16 protein-coding genes and 9 pseudogenes are annotated in these 15,175 nt (G+C 75.8%); 8 read left to right on the plus strand and 17 right to left on the minus strand.

Features of this window, described 5'->3' with window-relative positions; genetic code table 11:
• Positions 1-12: 12 nt before the first annotated feature.
• Together FF86_RS37470 and FF86_RS37475 are read left to right on the plus strand one after the other, a co-directional pair.
• Positions 13-412 (plus strand): class I SAM-dependent methyltransferase (locus tag FF86_RS37470; RefSeq protein ID WP_255355664.1); only part of this gene is annotated, 400 nt, incomplete at its 3' end.
• 1 nt (position 413) lies between these two features.
• Positions 414-675 (plus strand): annotated as a pseudogene (locus tag FF86_RS37475) (methyltransferase); the annotation flags it as partial.
• Between the two features lie 170 nt (positions 676-845).
• Here FF86_RS37475 and FF86_RS00870 read toward each other — a convergent pair.
• From FF86_RS00870 to FF86_RS00915, 15 genes and pseudogenes are all read right to left on the minus strand, one after another.
• On the minus strand, positions 846-1,142 hold the full coding sequence (locus tag FF86_RS00870; RefSeq protein ID WP_063870308.1) for an SAM-dependent methyltransferase: 297 nt from the start codon (positions 1,140-1,142) through the stop codon (positions 846-848).
• Positions 1,143-1,158: 16 nt separating this feature from the next.
• Entirely contained in the window at positions 1,159-1,329 is a 171-nt protein-coding gene (locus FF86_RS34075; protein ID WP_236705919.1) for a hypothetical protein, read from the minus strand.
• Positions 1,330-1,512: 183 nt separating this feature from the next.
• The coding region (locus FF86_RS00875) for a class I SAM-dependent methyltransferase (protein WP_242417933.1) at positions 1,513-2,003 on the minus strand (491 nt) is incomplete at its 5' end.
• 1 nt (position 2,004) lies between these two features.
• Positions 2,005-2,178, minus strand: a pseudogene (locus tag FF86_RS64675) (SAM-dependent methyltransferase); the annotation flags it as partial.
• Between the two features lie 63 nt (positions 2,179-2,241).
• On the minus strand, positions 2,242-2,926 hold a 685-nt coding region (locus FF86_RS00880; RefSeq protein ID WP_255355665.1), incomplete at its 5' end, for a DUF4865 family protein.
• A 1-nt stretch (position 2,927) separates the two neighbouring features.
• Positions 2,928-3,081, minus strand: a pseudogene (locus tag FF86_RS64680) (DUF4865 domain-containing protein); the annotation flags it as partial.
• Positions 3,008-3,388, minus strand: a pseudogene (locus tag FF86_RS00885) (TetR family transcriptional regulator C-terminal domain-containing protein); the annotation flags it as partial. The pseudogenes FF86_RS00885 and FF86_RS64680, both read right to left, overlap by 74 nt.
• A gap of 1 nt (position 3,389) precedes the next feature.
• Positions 3,390-3,467 (minus strand): annotated as a pseudogene (locus FF86_RS61655) (TetR/AcrR family transcriptional regulator); the annotation flags it as partial.
• A 1-nt stretch (position 3,468) separates the two neighbouring features.
• Positions 3,469-3,592 (minus strand): annotated as a pseudogene (locus tag FF86_RS37485) (TetR/AcrR family transcriptional regulator); the annotation flags it as partial.
• 1,113 nt (positions 3,593-4,705) lie between these two features.
• Positions 4,706-5,290 carry a SigE family RNA polymerase sigma factor gene (locus FF86_RS00895; RefSeq protein ID WP_044883302.1) on the minus strand — a complete coding sequence of 195 codons (585 nt, stop codon included), beginning with the start codon at positions 5,288-5,290 and terminating at the stop codon, positions 4,706-4,708.
• A 125-nt stretch (positions 5,291-5,415) separates the two neighbouring features.
• A complete protein-coding gene (locus FF86_RS00900; protein ID WP_044883162.1) occupies positions 5,416-6,327 on the minus strand; it encodes a sigma-70 family RNA polymerase sigma factor in 912 nt (303 codons plus the stop codon).
• Between the two features lie 106 nt (positions 6,328-6,433).
• Positions 6,434-7,252, minus strand: a complete 819-nt coding sequence (locus FF86_RS63895) for a DUF2599 domain-containing protein (RefSeq protein WP_313954288.1) — start codon at positions 7,250-7,252, stop codon at positions 6,434-6,436.
• A 114-nt stretch (positions 7,253-7,366) separates the two neighbouring features.
• The coding region (locus FF86_RS37495; protein ID WP_242417934.1) for a CrcB family protein at positions 7,367-7,566 on the minus strand (200 nt) is incomplete at its 5' end.
• Position 7,567: 1 nt separating this feature from the next.
• Positions 7,568-7,741, minus strand: a pseudogene (locus FF86_RS37500) (fluoride efflux transporter FluC); the annotation flags it as partial.
• On the minus strand, positions 7,738-8,223 hold the full coding sequence (locus tag FF86_RS00915) for a CrcB family protein (RefSeq protein ID WP_044883299.1): 486 nt from the start codon (positions 8,221-8,223) through the stop codon (positions 7,738-7,740). The gene FF86_RS00915 and the pseudogene FF86_RS37500, both read right to left, overlap by 4 nt.
• Positions 8,224-8,808: 585 nt before the next feature.
• On the opposite strand from FF86_RS00915, the gene FF86_RS37505 reads away from it, so the two are divergent.
• From FF86_RS37505 to FF86_RS37515, 3 genes and pseudogenes are all read left to right on the plus strand, one after another.
• Positions 8,809-9,196: LLM class flavin-dependent oxidoreductase (locus FF86_RS37505; protein ID WP_242417936.1), on the plus strand; the 388-nt coding region annotated here is incomplete at its 3' end.
• A 1-nt stretch (position 9,197) separates the two neighbouring features.
• Positions 9,198-9,483 (plus strand): annotated as a pseudogene (locus FF86_RS37510) (LLM class F420-dependent oxidoreductase); the annotation flags it as partial.
• A gap of 1 nt (position 9,484) precedes the next feature.
• Positions 9,485-9,690: pseudogene (locus FF86_RS37515) on the plus strand (LLM class F420-dependent oxidoreductase); the annotation flags it as partial.
• A gap of 128 nt (positions 9,691-9,818) precedes the next feature.
• Here FF86_RS37515 and FF86_RS00925 read toward each other — a convergent pair.
• Positions 9,819-10,100 carry a GlsB/YeaQ/YmgE family stress response membrane protein gene (locus FF86_RS00925; RefSeq protein WP_044883160.1) on the minus strand — a complete coding sequence of 94 codons (282 nt, stop codon included), beginning with the start codon at positions 10,098-10,100 and terminating at the stop codon, positions 9,819-9,821.
• A 261-nt stretch (positions 10,101-10,361) separates the two neighbouring features.
• Between FF86_RS00925 and tatA the strand changes: the two genes are divergently transcribed.
• A complete protein-coding gene (tatA, locus tag FF86_RS00930) occupies positions 10,362-10,706 on the plus strand; it encodes a Sec-independent protein translocase subunit TatA (protein ID WP_063870309.1) in 345 nt (114 codons plus the stop codon).
• Positions 10,707-10,734: 28 nt separating this feature from the next.
• On the opposite strand, the gene FF86_RS37520 is transcribed toward tatA, so the two are convergent.
• The gene (locus FF86_RS37520) at positions 10,735-11,889 is read right to left on the minus strand and encodes a toll/interleukin-1 receptor domain-containing protein (protein ID WP_063870310.1); all 1,155 of its coding nucleotides are present in this window, start codon (positions 11,887-11,889) and stop codon (positions 10,735-10,737) included.
• Positions 11,890-13,836: 1,947 nt separating this feature from the next.
• On the opposite strand from FF86_RS37520, the gene FF86_RS00945 reads away from it, so the two are divergent.
• Positions 13,837-14,487 (plus strand): DsbA family oxidoreductase, encoded by a 651-nt coding sequence (locus tag FF86_RS00945; RefSeq protein ID WP_044883157.1) that lies wholly within the window; start codon positions 13,837-13,839, stop codon positions 14,485-14,487.
• A gap of 38 nt (positions 14,488-14,525) precedes the next feature.
• Positions 14,526-15,149 carry an HD domain-containing protein gene (locus FF86_RS00950; protein WP_044883297.1) on the plus strand — a complete coding sequence of 208 codons (624 nt, stop codon included), beginning with the start codon at positions 14,526-14,528 and terminating at the stop codon, positions 15,147-15,149.
• Positions 15,150-15,175: the final 26 nt, after the last annotated feature.

Raw genomic sequence — 15,175 nt, forward strand, 5'->3', positions numbered from 1 at the left:
CAAATAGGCGGTATGGATGCAACCGATCACGATGCGACGGTGCGCCGGTCCTTCACCCGGCAGACCGGGCTGTTCACCGGGGACGACGCGCTGTTCGCCGAGCGCCGCACGGCGCCGCTGCCCTGGCTGGAACCCCTCGACCCGACCATGATCGTTCTCGATGTCGCCTGCGGCGCCGGGCATGTCGCCGAGGCGGCCGCGCCGCGGGTGCGCCAGGTCGTCGGCGTCGACCTGACCGCCGCGCTGCTCGGGCTGGCCGCCGAACGCCTGCGCGCCGCCGGCATCGCCAACGTGCTGCTGCAGCACGGCCACGCCGCTGAGCTGCCGTTCCTCGACGGCTCCTTCGACGTGGTCGTCTGCCGCGCCGCGTTGCACCACTTTGCCGATCCGGCGGTCGCGGTCGCCGAGATGGNCCGGGTCTGCCGGCACGGCGGGCGGGTGGTGGTCGCCGACCTCGTCGCCCCCGACGCGCGGCTGCGCGGGCCGTTCGACGAGCTGCACCGCACGATCGACCCGTCGCATGCCGGGGTGCTGCTTGCCGACGAGCTCGCCGCGTTGTTGCGTGCCGCGGTCGGCCCGCTGGGCCGCCACGACACCGAGACGACCGCACCGTTCGCGGTGGCGGAGATGCTGACCGACGCCGGCGACCGCGACGGTGCCCTGGCCGTCCTCGCCNCCGAACTCGACGGCGGCCCGGCCACCGGATTCGCCCCGAGGCGCGTCGACGGGCAGATCCACGTCCAGTTCCCCGCGACCACCGTCGTGGCGACCCGCCGGGAGCAGGAGCCGGGCTAGTCACCCGAGCGGGCGGGCCCCTCGAGCCCGGTTGGGCCTCGCGGGCCAGGTCAGACCTTGCGGGCCAGGCCGCCATAGATGTTCACCGCCGCGTCGGTGAGCCCGGCGGGCACGTCGGCGTCGGGGCGCCAGCGGTGGACGAACACCACCCCCGGGTCGGGCAGCTCCAGCCCGGTGAACAGGCTCTCCGCCTCGGCGCGGCTGCGCAGCCGGGCGGTGATGGCGCGCTGACGGTAGCTGTCAGCGCAGCGTCGAGGACGGGGTCGCCGTCGCCGGTACCGCAGGTCGGCGTCGAGACGGTCCGACCCTGGCGTATCGGGACGCAGCGTCGGCGGCCGATCGCGCATCAACCCCACCCGATGATCATGCCGACGGGGTCGCGGGCGGGGTGAGTCCGAGGGAGACGACGAGGTCGATCAGGTCGGCGTGGTACAGGGCGGCGGGGTTGTTCGACACGGCGCGGACGTGGCCGTGGTTCTCCAGCGCCACCAGGCCGTGCATGCGACCCCACACCCGCAGCGCCAGCGCGACCACGCCGGGCGGCAGATCGGGCAGCGCCGCGCGGACCTTGGCCGCGTAGGCGTCGGGAAAATCCGACCACTGAACGTCGTCGGGCTGCGCCGCGCGGCCCGGCGGACCTGCCGGTCAGGGATGCCCGGCCGGTCAGGGGGTAGCCGACCGGTCAGGGGGTAGCCGACCGGTCAGGGATGCGACTGGTCAGGAGGCCGGCGGGCGGTGGGCGAGCAGGACGGCGCTGGGGAGCCGTTCGGTCGCGTCGGGCTCGCGTAGCAGCCGGGCGGACTCGACGAACCCGGCCGGGCGCAGCAGGCCGGCGATCGCCTCCGGCGACCAGCGGTGCGACGGGGTGACCAGGTGCGGATGCGGCTGGGGTGCCTCGGCGCCGGCGTCGGCGGCCTGGAAGGCCAGCAGCAGGTGGCCGCCGGGGGTGAGGACCCGGGCGAACTCGGCGAACAGCGCCGGCACCCGCGCCGGTGGGGTGTGGATGATCGAATACCAGGCGACGGCGCCGCCGAGGGCGCCGTCGGCGAGCGCGAGGTGGTGCATGTTCCCCACCTCGAAGCGTAGCCCGGGATGGTCGCGGCGAGCCAGCATGATCATCTGCGGGGACAGGTCGATGCCGAAGGCGTCCACCCCGAGCTCGCGCAGGTGCGCGGTGATGTGGCCGGGGCCGCAGCCGAGGTCGGCGANGGCGGCGGGCGCGCCGGTGGCGGTGGCGTGGGCGAGGACGAGTTCGGCGAACGCGCCCAGCAACGCCCGGTCCAGCGGACGCTGGGCCAGCATGCGGCTGAACAACTGCGCGTAGCGTTCGGCGACGCCGTCGTAGGCGTCGCGGGTCACGCGCAGATCCGGCTCCTCACCCATGGCCGATGATCGTAGTGAGTCCGGGTGCAGCCGCGGGCTCTGGTCGGGGGATCGGCCGGCGGGCTACCAGCCGCGGCCGCTGGGCAGCGGTGCCGCGCCCGGCGCGGACACGTGCAGTACCTCGTAGCGTTCGGTGGCCTCGCCGTCGCCGGCGGCGGCCGCGGCGTCGGCCCACAGCACGAACCGCGTCAGCTCCCAGCGGCGGGGGTCCAGGGTGAGCGCGGCGGTGTGCACGCCGGCGCGGCCGGCCAGGGCCGCGAGCGCGTCGATCTCGCGGGCGACGTGGGCGGCGAGCCCCGAGCCCGAGCCGTCGTCGCGCGTATCGGCGTCGGCGGGCAGGGCACTGACCCGACGCGAGGCGGCGGTCGGCGACGCGGCCGAGGCGGCCGGCGGCGACGCGCCCCCGTCCCTGGGACGGGCCGGCCCGGTTTGCGACACCGGCCCGGTTTGCGATGCCGAGTCGACCTGCGACGTCAGGCCGGTTTGCGACGCCGAGCCGGTGACGGCGGCAAGGACGGTGCCGTGCGCGACCGCCGGACGGCCGAACGAGCCGATGATCCGCTCGAAGCCGCCACCGCCGACGAGGAAACGGCCCATCGCCCCGGCGTCGTGCCACAGGTAGAACGGGGCGTACTGGTTCACCGCGGCACCCGCGACGCCACGCTCGCGGATCGCGTACGCCTTCAGCGCGAGCCCGGCCCGGTCGTCGAGGGCGTGGCCGGTGTCGGCGACCCGGCGGCGGATGATCNCCATCTCGTAGTCGGCGGGCAGGGTGATCGTGTACTGCATCGCGTACATGTCCTGGGTCCTGTCCTGGTCGCTAGCCGGCGGGTGCAGCAGGTGCGGCGTGGGTGGAGAGCAGGGCGAGCAGGCCGTCGACGGCCTGGACGAACGGCACCTCACGCCCGGCGGCGCGGGCCAGCACGTACCCGCCCTGCAGCACCGCGACGATCGTGGCGGCGGTGGCCGCCGCGTCGAGCCCGACGAGCTCGCCGGCGGCCGTGGCCTCGGCGAGCACGGCGCCCAGGCGGGCGCGCAGCCAGGTGAACGTCTGCTCGACCGGGCGGCGCAGCTCGGCGTCGGCCATCACGTCGGGGTCCTGGGTGAGTCGGCCGACCGGGCAACCGCGCAGCACGTCCCGCTCGCGGCGCAGATAGGCCTCGATGCGGGCGAGCGCCGGGCCGTCGGCGCCGAGCTGGGCGTCGGCCGCNGCCCGCAGCTCGGCGGCGGTCCGCTCGATCGCCGCCCGTGCCAGCGCCGCCTTACCGTCGAAGTGGTGGTACATGCTGNCCTGCCCGACCCCGGCGTGCGCCTGGATCGCCCGCGGGCTCGTCCCGACGTACCCGCGTTCCCACAGCAGCACCCGGGTGCTCTCGATCAGCCGCTCCGCCGCATCCACCCCACCACTGTACATACCAGTAGGTACAGAGAGAGGAGTCGGCCGAGGGACGCCACCCTGCGCCGCGCCCTCAGCCAGTGGCGGGGGTCGCGGGGGCGACCGGGCTGCCCGTGCCCGAGCTCGGCGCCACCGGCGGCCAGGACGACAGCGAGGGCAGGGGTACGGCGGTCGGGGCCGCCGGCCCCGTGCCGCACACCGGCACCTGGCCGCACGGGGTGGCCGTGGAGCGGGCGAGCAGAGTGCCGGCGAAGTTGTAGGCGTAGAGCGTCAGCGGCATCTGGCCGAGGGCCTGGTACCGGGCGAGATCCGGGGTCGTGACCTGGATGCGGGTGATGAACGCGCCGGTCGAGGGCTCGAAGGGGACCACGACGGCGTCCCCGGTCGGGAGCGCGGCGACGAGCAGGGCGACCTGTGGGGACACCTGGCCGACGGCCCACCGCCGCGCGTTCCACTCGCCGAGCCTGCCGGAGCCGTCGTCGCCGGAGCTGACCACCTCGACAGGCCTCGTGGGCGGCTTCGTCAGGTCATGGCGACCGCCTGACCAGAGGATCGGGCCGTTGATGCCGGTGAGGTCGGGGACGGCGGTGAGGTCGGGGACGGCGGCGGGTCCGTTGACGGTCCGGCACATCCCCCCGCCGTCCTCGCCGGCGAGGAGAACCTGCAGGCCCCACCGGTCGGCGACCGCGACGAACAGGCGCGGGGCCTGCGGCGCGCAGCGGGCGTCGACCTCGCGGCGTTGGGCATCGGTGAGGGTCAGCAGGCGCGGGGTGTCGACGTAGTGCAGGTGCAGGGGCGGGCCGCCTGCGGCAGCGGGGACCTCGGAGGGGACTGCCGGCGCGGCGCCGCGGACCACGGTGGGAAATCCGGCCGCGGGCAGGATCGTCGTCCGCCCGTCCCCCTGGCCGCCGACGAGGACACCGGCCCCGATCACGACGGTGGCCAGGACGGCGGCCAGGACGGCGACGCCGGCCGGGACGGCGATGGCGAGGCGACGGCGGCGGCGAGCGGCGGGCGCCGCGGCCCGCGCCACGGTCAGCAGCTCGGCCGGGGNGCGGACATCGAGCTGGCCGGCCGCCGCGCGCAACCAGTCGGCAACCGCGTCGTCGGGACTGCCGGACGAGGTTCCGTTCACGGTGCCTCCTTGCGCGGAGCGAGGGGTGTCCGATCCCGCCGGCCCACGGGGGGTCGGACCTGGGACGGGGCCGGCGGGGCGGCGGGGTCGGCGATCGCGGGGTGGATGCGTAGCTTGGCGAGGCCCTTCGCGGCCTGGCTTTTCACCGTGCCGACCGAGCAGCGCAGCAGCGCGGCCACCGCGGCCTCGGACAGGTCCTCGCAGTAGCGCAGCACGACGACGGCCCGCTGCCGCGACGGCAGCATGGCGAGCGCCGCGGCCAGCCCCGCCCGGTCCTCGACGGCGGCGAGCTGCGCCGACGGTTCCGCACGCTCCGGCGGCACGTCGACGAGCACGTGGCGGACCCGGCGACGGAACCGGTGGGTGTTGGCGTTGACCATCACCCGGCGGGCGTAGGCGTCGGGCCGGTCGTGGCCGCGGACCCGCGGCCAGACGACGAACACGCGGGTCAGTGTGGTCTGGGTCAGGTCCTCCGCCTCGCCGGCGTCGCCGGTCAGCAGATAGGCGAACCGCAACAGCTCACCGGCCCGCGGCGTGAAGTACGCCGTGAACCCGCCGTCGTCGCCCTCGCCTGTGCGCACCACGACCTCCCTCGCCCTACAAAGGCCGGCGGCCGCCTCCAGGTTGCCCGGCTTCTCGAACTTTCCGACCCGGCCTGCCGACGACCTGCCGGAAGCACGCGCCGCGGGGGTGGGCGGGGGCGGGCTCAGGCGAGCAGGTCGAGGTCCAGGGTGCGCAGGCGGTCGGGGTCGGCGAGGATGTCGATCTCGGTGATGCGACCGCCGCTGATCGTGAAGCCCATGACGGCGAACGGCCGCCCACCGCTCATCGTCACCAGTCCGGCGGTGCCGTTGACCAGCGCCGGGCGGGCGGCGCGGCCGAAGCGGCGGAACGTCATCGCCCGGGCGGCGACGGCGCGTGCCCCGACGGTCCGCCCGGAGCCGGCGGCCCCCATCCCGGCGGCGCCCCGGTCGGCGCGCAGCACCACGTCGGGGTCGAGCACGGCGACGAGGGCGTCGAAGTCCCCGCCGCGGGCGGCGGCGAGGAAGGCGTCGACGACGACGCGCTGGCGGGCCAGGTCCACGTCGGGCGTGGTGGGCGCGCCCTGCACCCGGCGCCGGGCCCGGCTGGCGAGCTGGCGGGTGGCCGCCGGGGAACGCCCGACGATCGGGGCGATGTCGTCGAAGGGGACGGCGAACATGTCGTGCAGCACGAACGCGAGCCGTTCGGCCGGGCCGAGGGTCTCCAGGACCACGAGCAGGGCCAGGCCGACCGCGTCGGCGATCAGCGCCTGCTGGGCGGGGTCGACGCCGTCGGCGCGGCTGACGACCGGGTCGGGCAGGCGGACGAGGTCGTCGAGGGGATCCTCCCGCCGGGCGGTGCGCGAACGCAGCATGTCCAGGCACACCCGTCCGACGACGGTCGTCAGCCAGCCGCCGAGGTTGGTCACGGCGTCGCTGTCGGCGCGGCTCAGGCGCAGCCATGCCTCCTGCACCGCGTCGTCGGCCTCGGTCAGCGAGCCGAGCATGCGGTAGGCGACCGCCCGCAGCTGGCCGCGATGCGCCTCGAACCGGGCCGCGAGCAGCTCCTGGGCGCCGTCTCGTTCCTGCTCGTCCATGATCGCCTTCCGTCGTCGCGGGGTGTCGCAACCCTGACGGATCACAGGCCGCCGGCGTGACGCCTCGGCGGCCTGTCGTGGCGCCGCGGGCCGGCGGACGCGCGGGTCAGGCGTGTTCGCCGGCGACGGTGTGCCGGGGGGCGACGCCGTCGGGCCGGAAGACGCGGGCGGGTGGGCCGGTGGGGTCGGTGCCGAGGGTGTTGCCGCAGCGGGTGGAGATCCACGTCGACATCGAGTTCGGTCGCATCATCGGCCGCCAGCTCTCCAGGTCGTAGGTGTCGCCGGTGGCGTATCCCCGGCCGCCGCCCAGCGCGGGAATCAGGGCCAGGTCCTGGTGGCAGGCCAGTTGGGCGTGCAGGCTGTCGGTGACGTCGCGGCCGAGGGCGGGCAGCGTGGTCACGCAGCCGCCGATGGCCGTCCAGATCGCGTCGGTGGCCTCGTGGCGCTCGGCGTGGCGGGCGGCGGAGGTGGGCCGCACCGAGATCCGCAGCCGGCCGTCGGCCCACTGCTCGACGACGATCTCCTCGACGTAGCGGCTGGCCCCGCAGTACGGCGCCGCTGCCGCGGGCGCCGCAGCGGCGGGCGCCGCGGCGGGCGCGGGGGTGGACGGGGCGGGAGTGGTCACCGCCGGGGCGGGGCGGGCCGCGGCGTCCGCGCGGGTGGGGCCGTCGGCGCCGGTGCCGGAATGGCAGCCGGCGAGCAACCCGCTCACCAGCACCCCGGCCACGGCCAGGGTCACCGGCGTGAGCAGCGGCCGGCGCCGCCCGCGGCGTCCCGGGTGGCAGTGCGGACGCCGTCCGGGGCGGCACTGGGGGTGGTGTCCGGTGTGGGCGGCCGGGTGGCGGGGCGGACGGTGCTGCGGGGTCGGCGGGACGCAGGTGGCGGGCCGGGCGGCGGCACGGCGAAAGGGGGTCGGCGTCTGCACGGGCAGAAGGGTAGGTCCGGGCGGGGTCGCGGGGCGCGAGCGACCCGNCCCGGCGGATGGCGGATGCGCGGTCGGGACCGCGGGTGGGGGATCTGTCCGCTGTGGCAGGTGTGGTCAACCCCACAGGGCGCGGGCGAGGGCCACGCCGGCCGCGGCGGCGCCGACCCCGGCGAGCAGGCTGGCGGCGACGGTGAGGGCGGCGAGACGGCGGCGACCGCTCTCGACCAGGCGCAGGACCTCGTAGGACAGCGTCGAGTAGGTGCTCAGCGCCCCGCACAGCCCGGTGCCGACCAGCAGCGTCACCCGGGTCGAGGNGGCGCCGGCGGCGACCGCGCCGGTGACCAGGCCGAGCACGGCGCTGGCCGTGGTGTTCACCGTGATCGTGCCCCAGGGCAGCGGGCTGTCGTGGCGGGCCTGCACGGCCCGGTCGGTGAGGTAGCGCAGCGGGGCGCCCACCGCCGCGCCGAGGATCACCAGCAGCCAGCTCACCGCCGTCGCCGCCCGGGCGCCAGCAGCCGGCGGATCGCGGCCGTGGCCGCCCACACCGCGGCGAGTGCCACGGTCGGAGTCAGCGCCAGGGCGGCCAGGGCCGCACGCGGCCGACCGTCGTCGAGGAGCCCTTCGACGCCGACGGCGTAGGTGGAGAAGGTGGTGAACCCGCCGAGGATCCCGGTGCCGAGGAATGGGCGGGCCAGCGGGTGGGCGAGGCGGCCGGCGGCCAGCAGGGCCATGAGCACGCCGATCGCCGCGCAGCCGACGGCGTTGACCGCCATGGTGGTCCAGCCGAACGCGCCGGGCGGGGTCGGCCAGGCCAGCGCCGCGGCGTAGCGGGCGCAGGCGCCCAGGGCGCCGCCGGCGGCGATCGCCCCCAGCAGCGGCACCGGCCGGGTGCGTAGTTCGGCGCGCTGGGCCGGCAGGTGCAGGTCGACGTCGGGATCGGTCGCGGCAGTAGCAACCCCGGGATCGGCCACGGCCCCGGGATCGGTCGCGGTTCCCGGATCGGTCGCGGTTCCCGGACTGGCCGAGACCCCGGGATCGGTCACGGCCTCGGGATCGGTGGGGGTGCCGGGCCGCGCGGGGGGTGTGCGCTGCGGTGCGGGCCGCTCGGTCATCAGGTTCCTCCCTGCGTGGGCGCCCGACCGGCGGGGTCGGGCGCAGCCGTGGACACGCAGGGACCGTTGGCGGCGCGCTGCCGCGGTTCGACTACGGCGGGCCCCACCGCCGCCGGCGGCCGCAGGGCGGGCACCGTCCGCACGCGACTCTACCGGCCGACGGACGGCCCGCCTGCCGGCCCCGGCGGTCCGGATGCCGCCCGCCCGCGCCACCAGCCGCCGGCGGGCCGACACAGGGCGAACGGTGACAGGGATGCGAACGGTGACGGGGAGGCGAGGTGGGCGACGGAGGTGGCGGTGGGCACCCCGCCCGCTCTGTTCGATCGCCGTCGTACACTAGGCGGAGCGTGTTCGGTGACCATCGAACACACCGTGAGGGGTGTCCGGGCCGCGCGAGGGCCCGGGGCCGGCGCCGGCAGCGGCGCGGAGGTGAGGAGGACCGTCATGGCGGTGCTGTTGGGACGGGTGGGCGTGTGGTCGCCGTCGTTCGCCTGGACCGAACCGGACGCCGTCGCCGCGGCGGCCGCGGAGCTGGACACCCTCGGCTACGGCGCGCTGTGGATCGGCGCCGCCCCGGCAGACCTGGCCCTGCCCGAACAGATCCTCGCCGCCAGCAGCCGGCTGGCCGTGGCCACCGGGATCGTCAACGTGTGGACGACCGAGCCGGCCCCGCTCGCCGCCGCCTACCACCGCCTCGACGCCGCGTACCCGGACCGGTTCCTGCTCGGACTCGGTATCAGCCACGCCCGGGTCGTGGAGGGACTCGGCCGCCAGTACACCCGGCCGCTGGCCCACCTCGGGCAGTTCCTCGACGGGCTGGACGGTGCCGACGNCCCGGTGCCGGCCCAGGCGCGGGTGCTCGCCGCGCTGCGACCCCGGGCGCTCGAGCTGTCCGCGCGCCGCGCCCGCGGCGCCCATCCCTACCTGGTCACCCCCGAGTACACCGTCGCCGCCCGCGCGACACTCGGCGACGGCGTCCTGCTCGCCCCCGACCAGAAGGTCGTGCTGGCCACCGATCCCGGCGATGCCCGCGAGCGGGCCCGGTCGAACCTGCGCTACTACCTCGCCATGCCCAACTACGTCGCCAACCTGCAGGCGCTGGGCTTCGACGCCGACGACNTCGCCGGGTCGGGCAGCGACCGGCTCGTCGACGCCCTCTATGCCTGGGGCACCCCCGCGCAGGCCGCGCAGCGTGTGCGCGACCATCTCGACGCCGGCGCCGACCACGTCGCCGTGCAGGTCATCTCCGCCGACGTCGACCTGGTCACCCGCACGGGCCGTCCCACCGTCGAGGAATGGCGCGCCCTGGCCGCCGAACTGCTCTGATCCGCGCGGCCCGCCTGAACCGACGCGGCCCGCCACCCCGCCACCCCGGCAGCGGGGTGGCGGGCCTGATGTCGTGGCCGGGGCGCGGCGGGTCGGCGCAGATGCGGCGGGTCGCCGGGTGCGGGGGGTCAGCGGTGCAGCGCGTGGCGGCGTCCGCCCACCGCCCGCCAGACCAGCAGCACGACGATGGCGCCGAGGATGGACCCGACGATGCCCGAGGGCTGCAGCGCCCCTTCGCCGAAGTCCTTGTCGAACAGGACGTAGCCGAGGAAACCGCCGACGAACGAGCCGACGACGCCCAGCAGGATCGTGGCGGGGATGCTCATCGGATCGGGTCCGGGCACCAGCAGGCGGGCCACGGCCCCCGCGATGAGACCAAGTACCACCCAGGTGATGAGGGTCCAGAGCACAGCGGGCCTCCGACAGGTGAGGATCAGCGGCGGGGTTGCCGATGATCGGCGATGAGATCGACCGCGATGTACCCGCCGCCCACACTTCGTCAAACATCACCTCGCCCGTCGGGCGGGCGACAGGACACNGGCGGCGGGTGGGGCCCGTGGCGGCGGGTGGGACACCGCCCGGACGGCCGGATGCCCCGCCCGTCGCCGCGGCGGCGCGGCCGGCCGTAGCATGCTCTTGAGGCCGGCGGTGGGTCCGACCCCGTCCGTAGGATGGTTTTCGTGGGTGACATCGGTACGCCTGAGCTGCTCATCATCATCGTCGTCGTCGTGGTGCTGTTCGGGGCGAAGAAGCTCCCCGACGCCGCCCGCTCCCTGGGCCGCTCGCTGCGGATCTTCAAGTCCGAGATCAAGGGCCTGCACGACGACGACGACCCGGCCCCGGCTGCCGCGGCCCCCGCCGTGCCGGCCGTGACGACGCCGGTCTCGCCCGTCGACGCCGCCGCGGTGGCCCCCGCCCCGCCGTCCCCGGCCGCTTCCGGCGCCGCCGCAGCGGTCGCCGGGCCGGCTTCGACCGCGGACAGCGCGGTGGACGGCCGACCCGCCGGGTCGCGCTGAGCCGCGCCGCCGCGAGCGGCCGTCACGCTCACGGCTGCCGCCGGGGGGCGTGCCGCATCCTGGCCTGCTGGTAGGCGAGCAGGCTGTGCACGAGCTCGTGGCGCTCGCCCAGCACCGCCCGCGCCGCCTCGGCCAGTCGCGCGCACCGGTCCGCCGCCTCGGCCTGCTCGCCCCGATCGAGGGCGTCGCCCTGGCGGTCGCGGGCGCGTAGGAGCCCGAACCGGGCGGTGAACCACTGCGGATCGTCGACCGGCCCGGCCGCGGCGAGCCGCTCGGCGATCGCGGTGAACCGGTGGGCGGACTGACCGGGCCGGCCCTGGGCGAGCAGTGCCTCGGCGTTACGTAACTCCTCCCGGACCCAGGCCGGTGACGGCGGGCGATCCGCCGTCGCCAGCGGGCCGCCCCGCCCGTCGCCGCCGCAGTCCGCCGCCGCGCCGCGCAGCCCGGGGTAGGGCGGTTCGACGGCGGGCTTGGCGCGGCGGCCGCGCACGGCGGCGAGCAGCCGCCTGCGGGCGGTGTCGCGGTCGAGGGCGAACAGGTCGACGGTGCCGAGCTGGCCCAGCAGCCCCGGCCGCACACAGTCCTCGACCCGGACGATCAGCAGCGCACCCCTGCGGCCCGCGGCCTCGTGACGCCAGGCGCTCTGCCACTGCGCCCGGGCGTCGCTGCAGGCCAGGTAGGCGGTCGAGAGCACGGCGAGGGTCGGCAGGGCGTCGGTGGCGGCCTGGTGCAGCCGGTCGACCGGGTGGGTGCCCGCGCCGAAGTCCCACGCCTCAATCAGCGTCGGGTAGCCGGCCTCCTCCAACTGCCAGGCGATCCACTGCGCCCACGCCAGGTCCGGCCGGACATAGGAGACGAAGATCGTCTTTCGGAGTCGGCGCGGCCCGCCGGCGACGTCGCCCCACAGCGCGGCGGGGGTCGGGAGAGGCACGGCGAGGGGCGGGTCCGCCGGAACGCGGGGCGCGGGCCACGGTGAGGGCGGATCATCGTCGCGCCCGGCCGGATCGCCGGCGGCCGAGTCTCCCGCGGCCGGATCTCCCGCGGCCGGGTCCTGGGCCGGTGCGGGGTCCGTCGCCGGGTCGAGGGCGGCGACCGCTGCGGGCGCGAGGCGGCCGATGGGCTGTGCGGTGGTCGCACGGGCCGTCTCCCACCACCGCGCCTGGCGGGTTCGCGGCGTCGTCAATGCCTGCTCCTTCGAAGGTCGTGAATCGTGCTGGAGTTCCGCCCCCGGCGCCGCGCTCGGGCGGGTCGGCGGGTACTCCCGCGGCTGGCACCAGCGTGCCATTCCGTGTTTTGCAGACCCTAGCTGACAAGCTTCGCGAATGGGTGGCAGGATGCCCCGTCGACACGGACGGACAAACAGTCGAGATGGCGCCGGGAATGCGACGTGAAGGTCGCATCCCGCCGACGGTCGAGACATCCGCGTCGCATCAATGCGACGGCTGTCGTCGCATCTGGAAAAGTATGGAGAGAAGGAACCATGTCGGGTGTTTCGCAGAAGCCCCCGCGCGCGGTCACGGACCCTGGCCACGACGCTGTCCTGCGCTTTCGCTACGAGCTGCAGCAGCGGTTCCCGGTGACNGCGGGCAGGATAGCCCGCCACCTCCAGGCCGGCGACCCCGCCGACGAATCACGTCGCGAATTCCACTCCGTGTCCGCGCGGACCCTGTCGCGACGTGTCCTGCGGGCTTTCAGTGGCGAGACGTCCGGGACCTCGCTGCGCTGGGCGTATCTGGACGCTCACATCGTCCTGGGCGTTCCCGGTGATGCGCGGGCGAAAGTCCTGGAAGAATGTGCCGAGCTGTATCAGGCTGCTTTCCCTTTCGCGAAGGACTGCACGTTCACCGGTCCACCGCGACACGGCGATGAGACCGGCGTGCGGCTGGCCGGGCAGGTGCGCCGGTGGCTTTTCGCACCCACGGCGCAGACGGCGTCCGAGCGCGAGCTGCACCAGGCGATGGCCTGGCAGATGATGATGTTTCCCGACGACAGCCTCTACAACCTGTGCCGCCGGGGGTACGTCAGCGCGCTCGCCACGGCGCGGGGACGCGCGGGGCGGCCGTGGCCGCGGGACGCGCTGGCGTTCCTCGACGACTGTGAACGACTCATCGACGACGTCGAGCGGCGGGCCGGGGCCGCCCCGCGGCGCCCGGCGTACCCGCTGCACCGCGCCTACCACCAGTCCGCGGGTCGCCACCTCGACTCCCACCAGCAGATGCGACACGCCGTCGCCGCGCTCACCGCCACCTCGGACTCGACGCAGCCGAACTCGACGCAGCCGAACTCGACGCGGCCGGACGCCGCGCAGCCGACGCAGGCCGGACCGGCACCGTCGACGGGCGCCGGCGGTGGACCGGGCGAGCTGCGGGGCGCCGTCCCGGTGCGGGGGGCGTGCGCCGCCGGGGGGTGACCGGATGTGGCTCCCGGTCCGGGGTGGCAAGGGTGAACCGGCCCCGCGCGCCGCGCACCCACGCCGGCGGGCGGCGTCCCGGCAGCCGGGCGGGGCGTCCGCCAGCGGTGCGAGCGCCGGCAGACCGGCCGGAAATACGACGCATATGCACTGCCATAGGCGCGGGAATCGGCGGTCGTCGCCGGGCGGCAGCCGATTCCCGCCGCGGTCGGCGGCACGGGCGCCACGGCGGGTGCGGGCGGCGGCGGTTCAGCACGCACCCGCCGTCCGCGGCCCGCCGCCTCCGGGCTGACCTGCGCCGTCACGCCGGCCCGAAGGCGGCGCCGCCCCTGCGGGCGCCGGCCGTGCCGGGTGTCGGTGCCGCGTCCGGCGGCGCTCACCCCGCCGATACGTGCCGATCCGGACGCCGCCGCACACAGCACGGACCATGCCGCCACCGGCCGTTCACCTTGCAGGGCTGCCAACGCTGTCCGCGTCGCACTTCGGCCCGAAGGCGGCCCGGGCCGGGCCGGGGCGGGGCAGCGGCGTCCGGCGACATTCGGCGCGGGTTCCCGCGGGCGGTGTGCGCGGTTCATCAGCAGCGGGCAGGCCGCGGTGCAGCACCGGTGGTGTTCACTCGAACCGGTGGCGACGCCGAGGGTCCGCCGTGCTGCGGTGCGCCGATCGTCGGAGCCTGGGAGCCGCGGACGAGAAGCGGTGAGAAGAGGATGGTGATCCGCCGTGCGTGTGGACATCTGGAGTGACGTCGTCTGCCCGTGGTGCTACGTCGGCAAGGCCCGGTTCGACCGGGCGCTCGCCACGTTCGCCCACCGCGACGAGGTGCAGGTGCGCTTCCACTCCTACGAGCTGAACCCGACCCTGCCCCGGGGTCGGTCCGAGTCGCTGCTCGTCGCGCTGGCCCGCAAGTTCAGCGACGTACCGGCGGCCGAGATCGAGGGCATGGAGCACCGTGTCGCCGACGCCGCCCGCCAGGAGGGGCTGGCCTACCGGTCCGACCGGCGCAACGGCAACACCTTCGACCTGCACCGGGTGTTGCATCTGGCCGGCGAGGCGGGCCGGCAGGCCGAGGCGGTCAGCGCGCTCAACCAGGCGCATTTCGGGGCCGGCCGCGACGTGTTCGACCACGACGTCGCCGTCGAGGTGTTCACCGCCGCCGGTCTGCCCGCCGCCGAGGTGCGCCGGGTCCTGGCCGGCGACGACTACGCCGAGCGGGTGTTCGCCGACGAGCGCGCCGCCCACGACATGCGCGTCACCGGGGTGCCGTTCTTCGTCGTCGACCGCACCCTGGCGGTGTCCGGGGCGCGCCCGGCGGACCTGTTCGCCCGCACCCTCGACCAGGCGTGGGCGCGGCGCGCCCAACGGGTGGCCTGACCGATCCGTCGCCCCCGGCGCTCCGGTACGGTTCTGGCGTGGTCATCGTGCCGGAGCCCTCGTGGGACGTCGCCGTGGACGCCGACGAGCTGCACCGCCGACATGCACCGTCGCAGCCGGCGTTCACCCTCGTGCACACCCACTGCCGCATCGTGTGGGACCTCGCCGCCGGGCTGCTGGCCGCGGGCGCCGCGCCGCAGGCCGATGCCGGGCTGGTGCGCACCGGGGCGCTGCTGCACGACATCGGCGTCTACCGCCTCTACGACGACGCCGGCCAGCTCGATCACGCCCAGTACCTGCGCCACGGGGTGCTCGGCCATGAGCTGCTCGCCGCCGACGGGCTGCCCGAGACCGTCTGCCGGTTCGCCTCCTGCCACACCGGCGTCGGGCTGACCCGCGCCGACATCGCCGCCGGTGATCTGCCGCTGCCGCCGGGGGACTACGTCGCGCAGACCGTCGAGGAACGGCTGGTCATGTACGCCGACAAGTTCCACTCGAAGAGCAACCCGTCGAGTTTCCTGACCGTGGAGGCCTACCGCGGCTACGTCCGCCGCTTCGGCGCGGACAAGGTGGCCCGGTTCGACGAGCTGACCGCCGAGTTCGGTGTCCCGGACCTCGCCGCCCTCGCCGCCCGCCACGGCATGACCGTCCGCGGCGGCTGACCGGCGCTTCACCAACCGTCGGCGGG

The sequence above is a fragment of the Frankia sp. CpI1-P genome (genome assembly GCF_001421075.1).
Classification (GTDB): domain Bacteria; phylum Actinomycetota; class Actinomycetes; order Frankiales; family Frankiaceae; genus Frankia; species Frankia torreyi.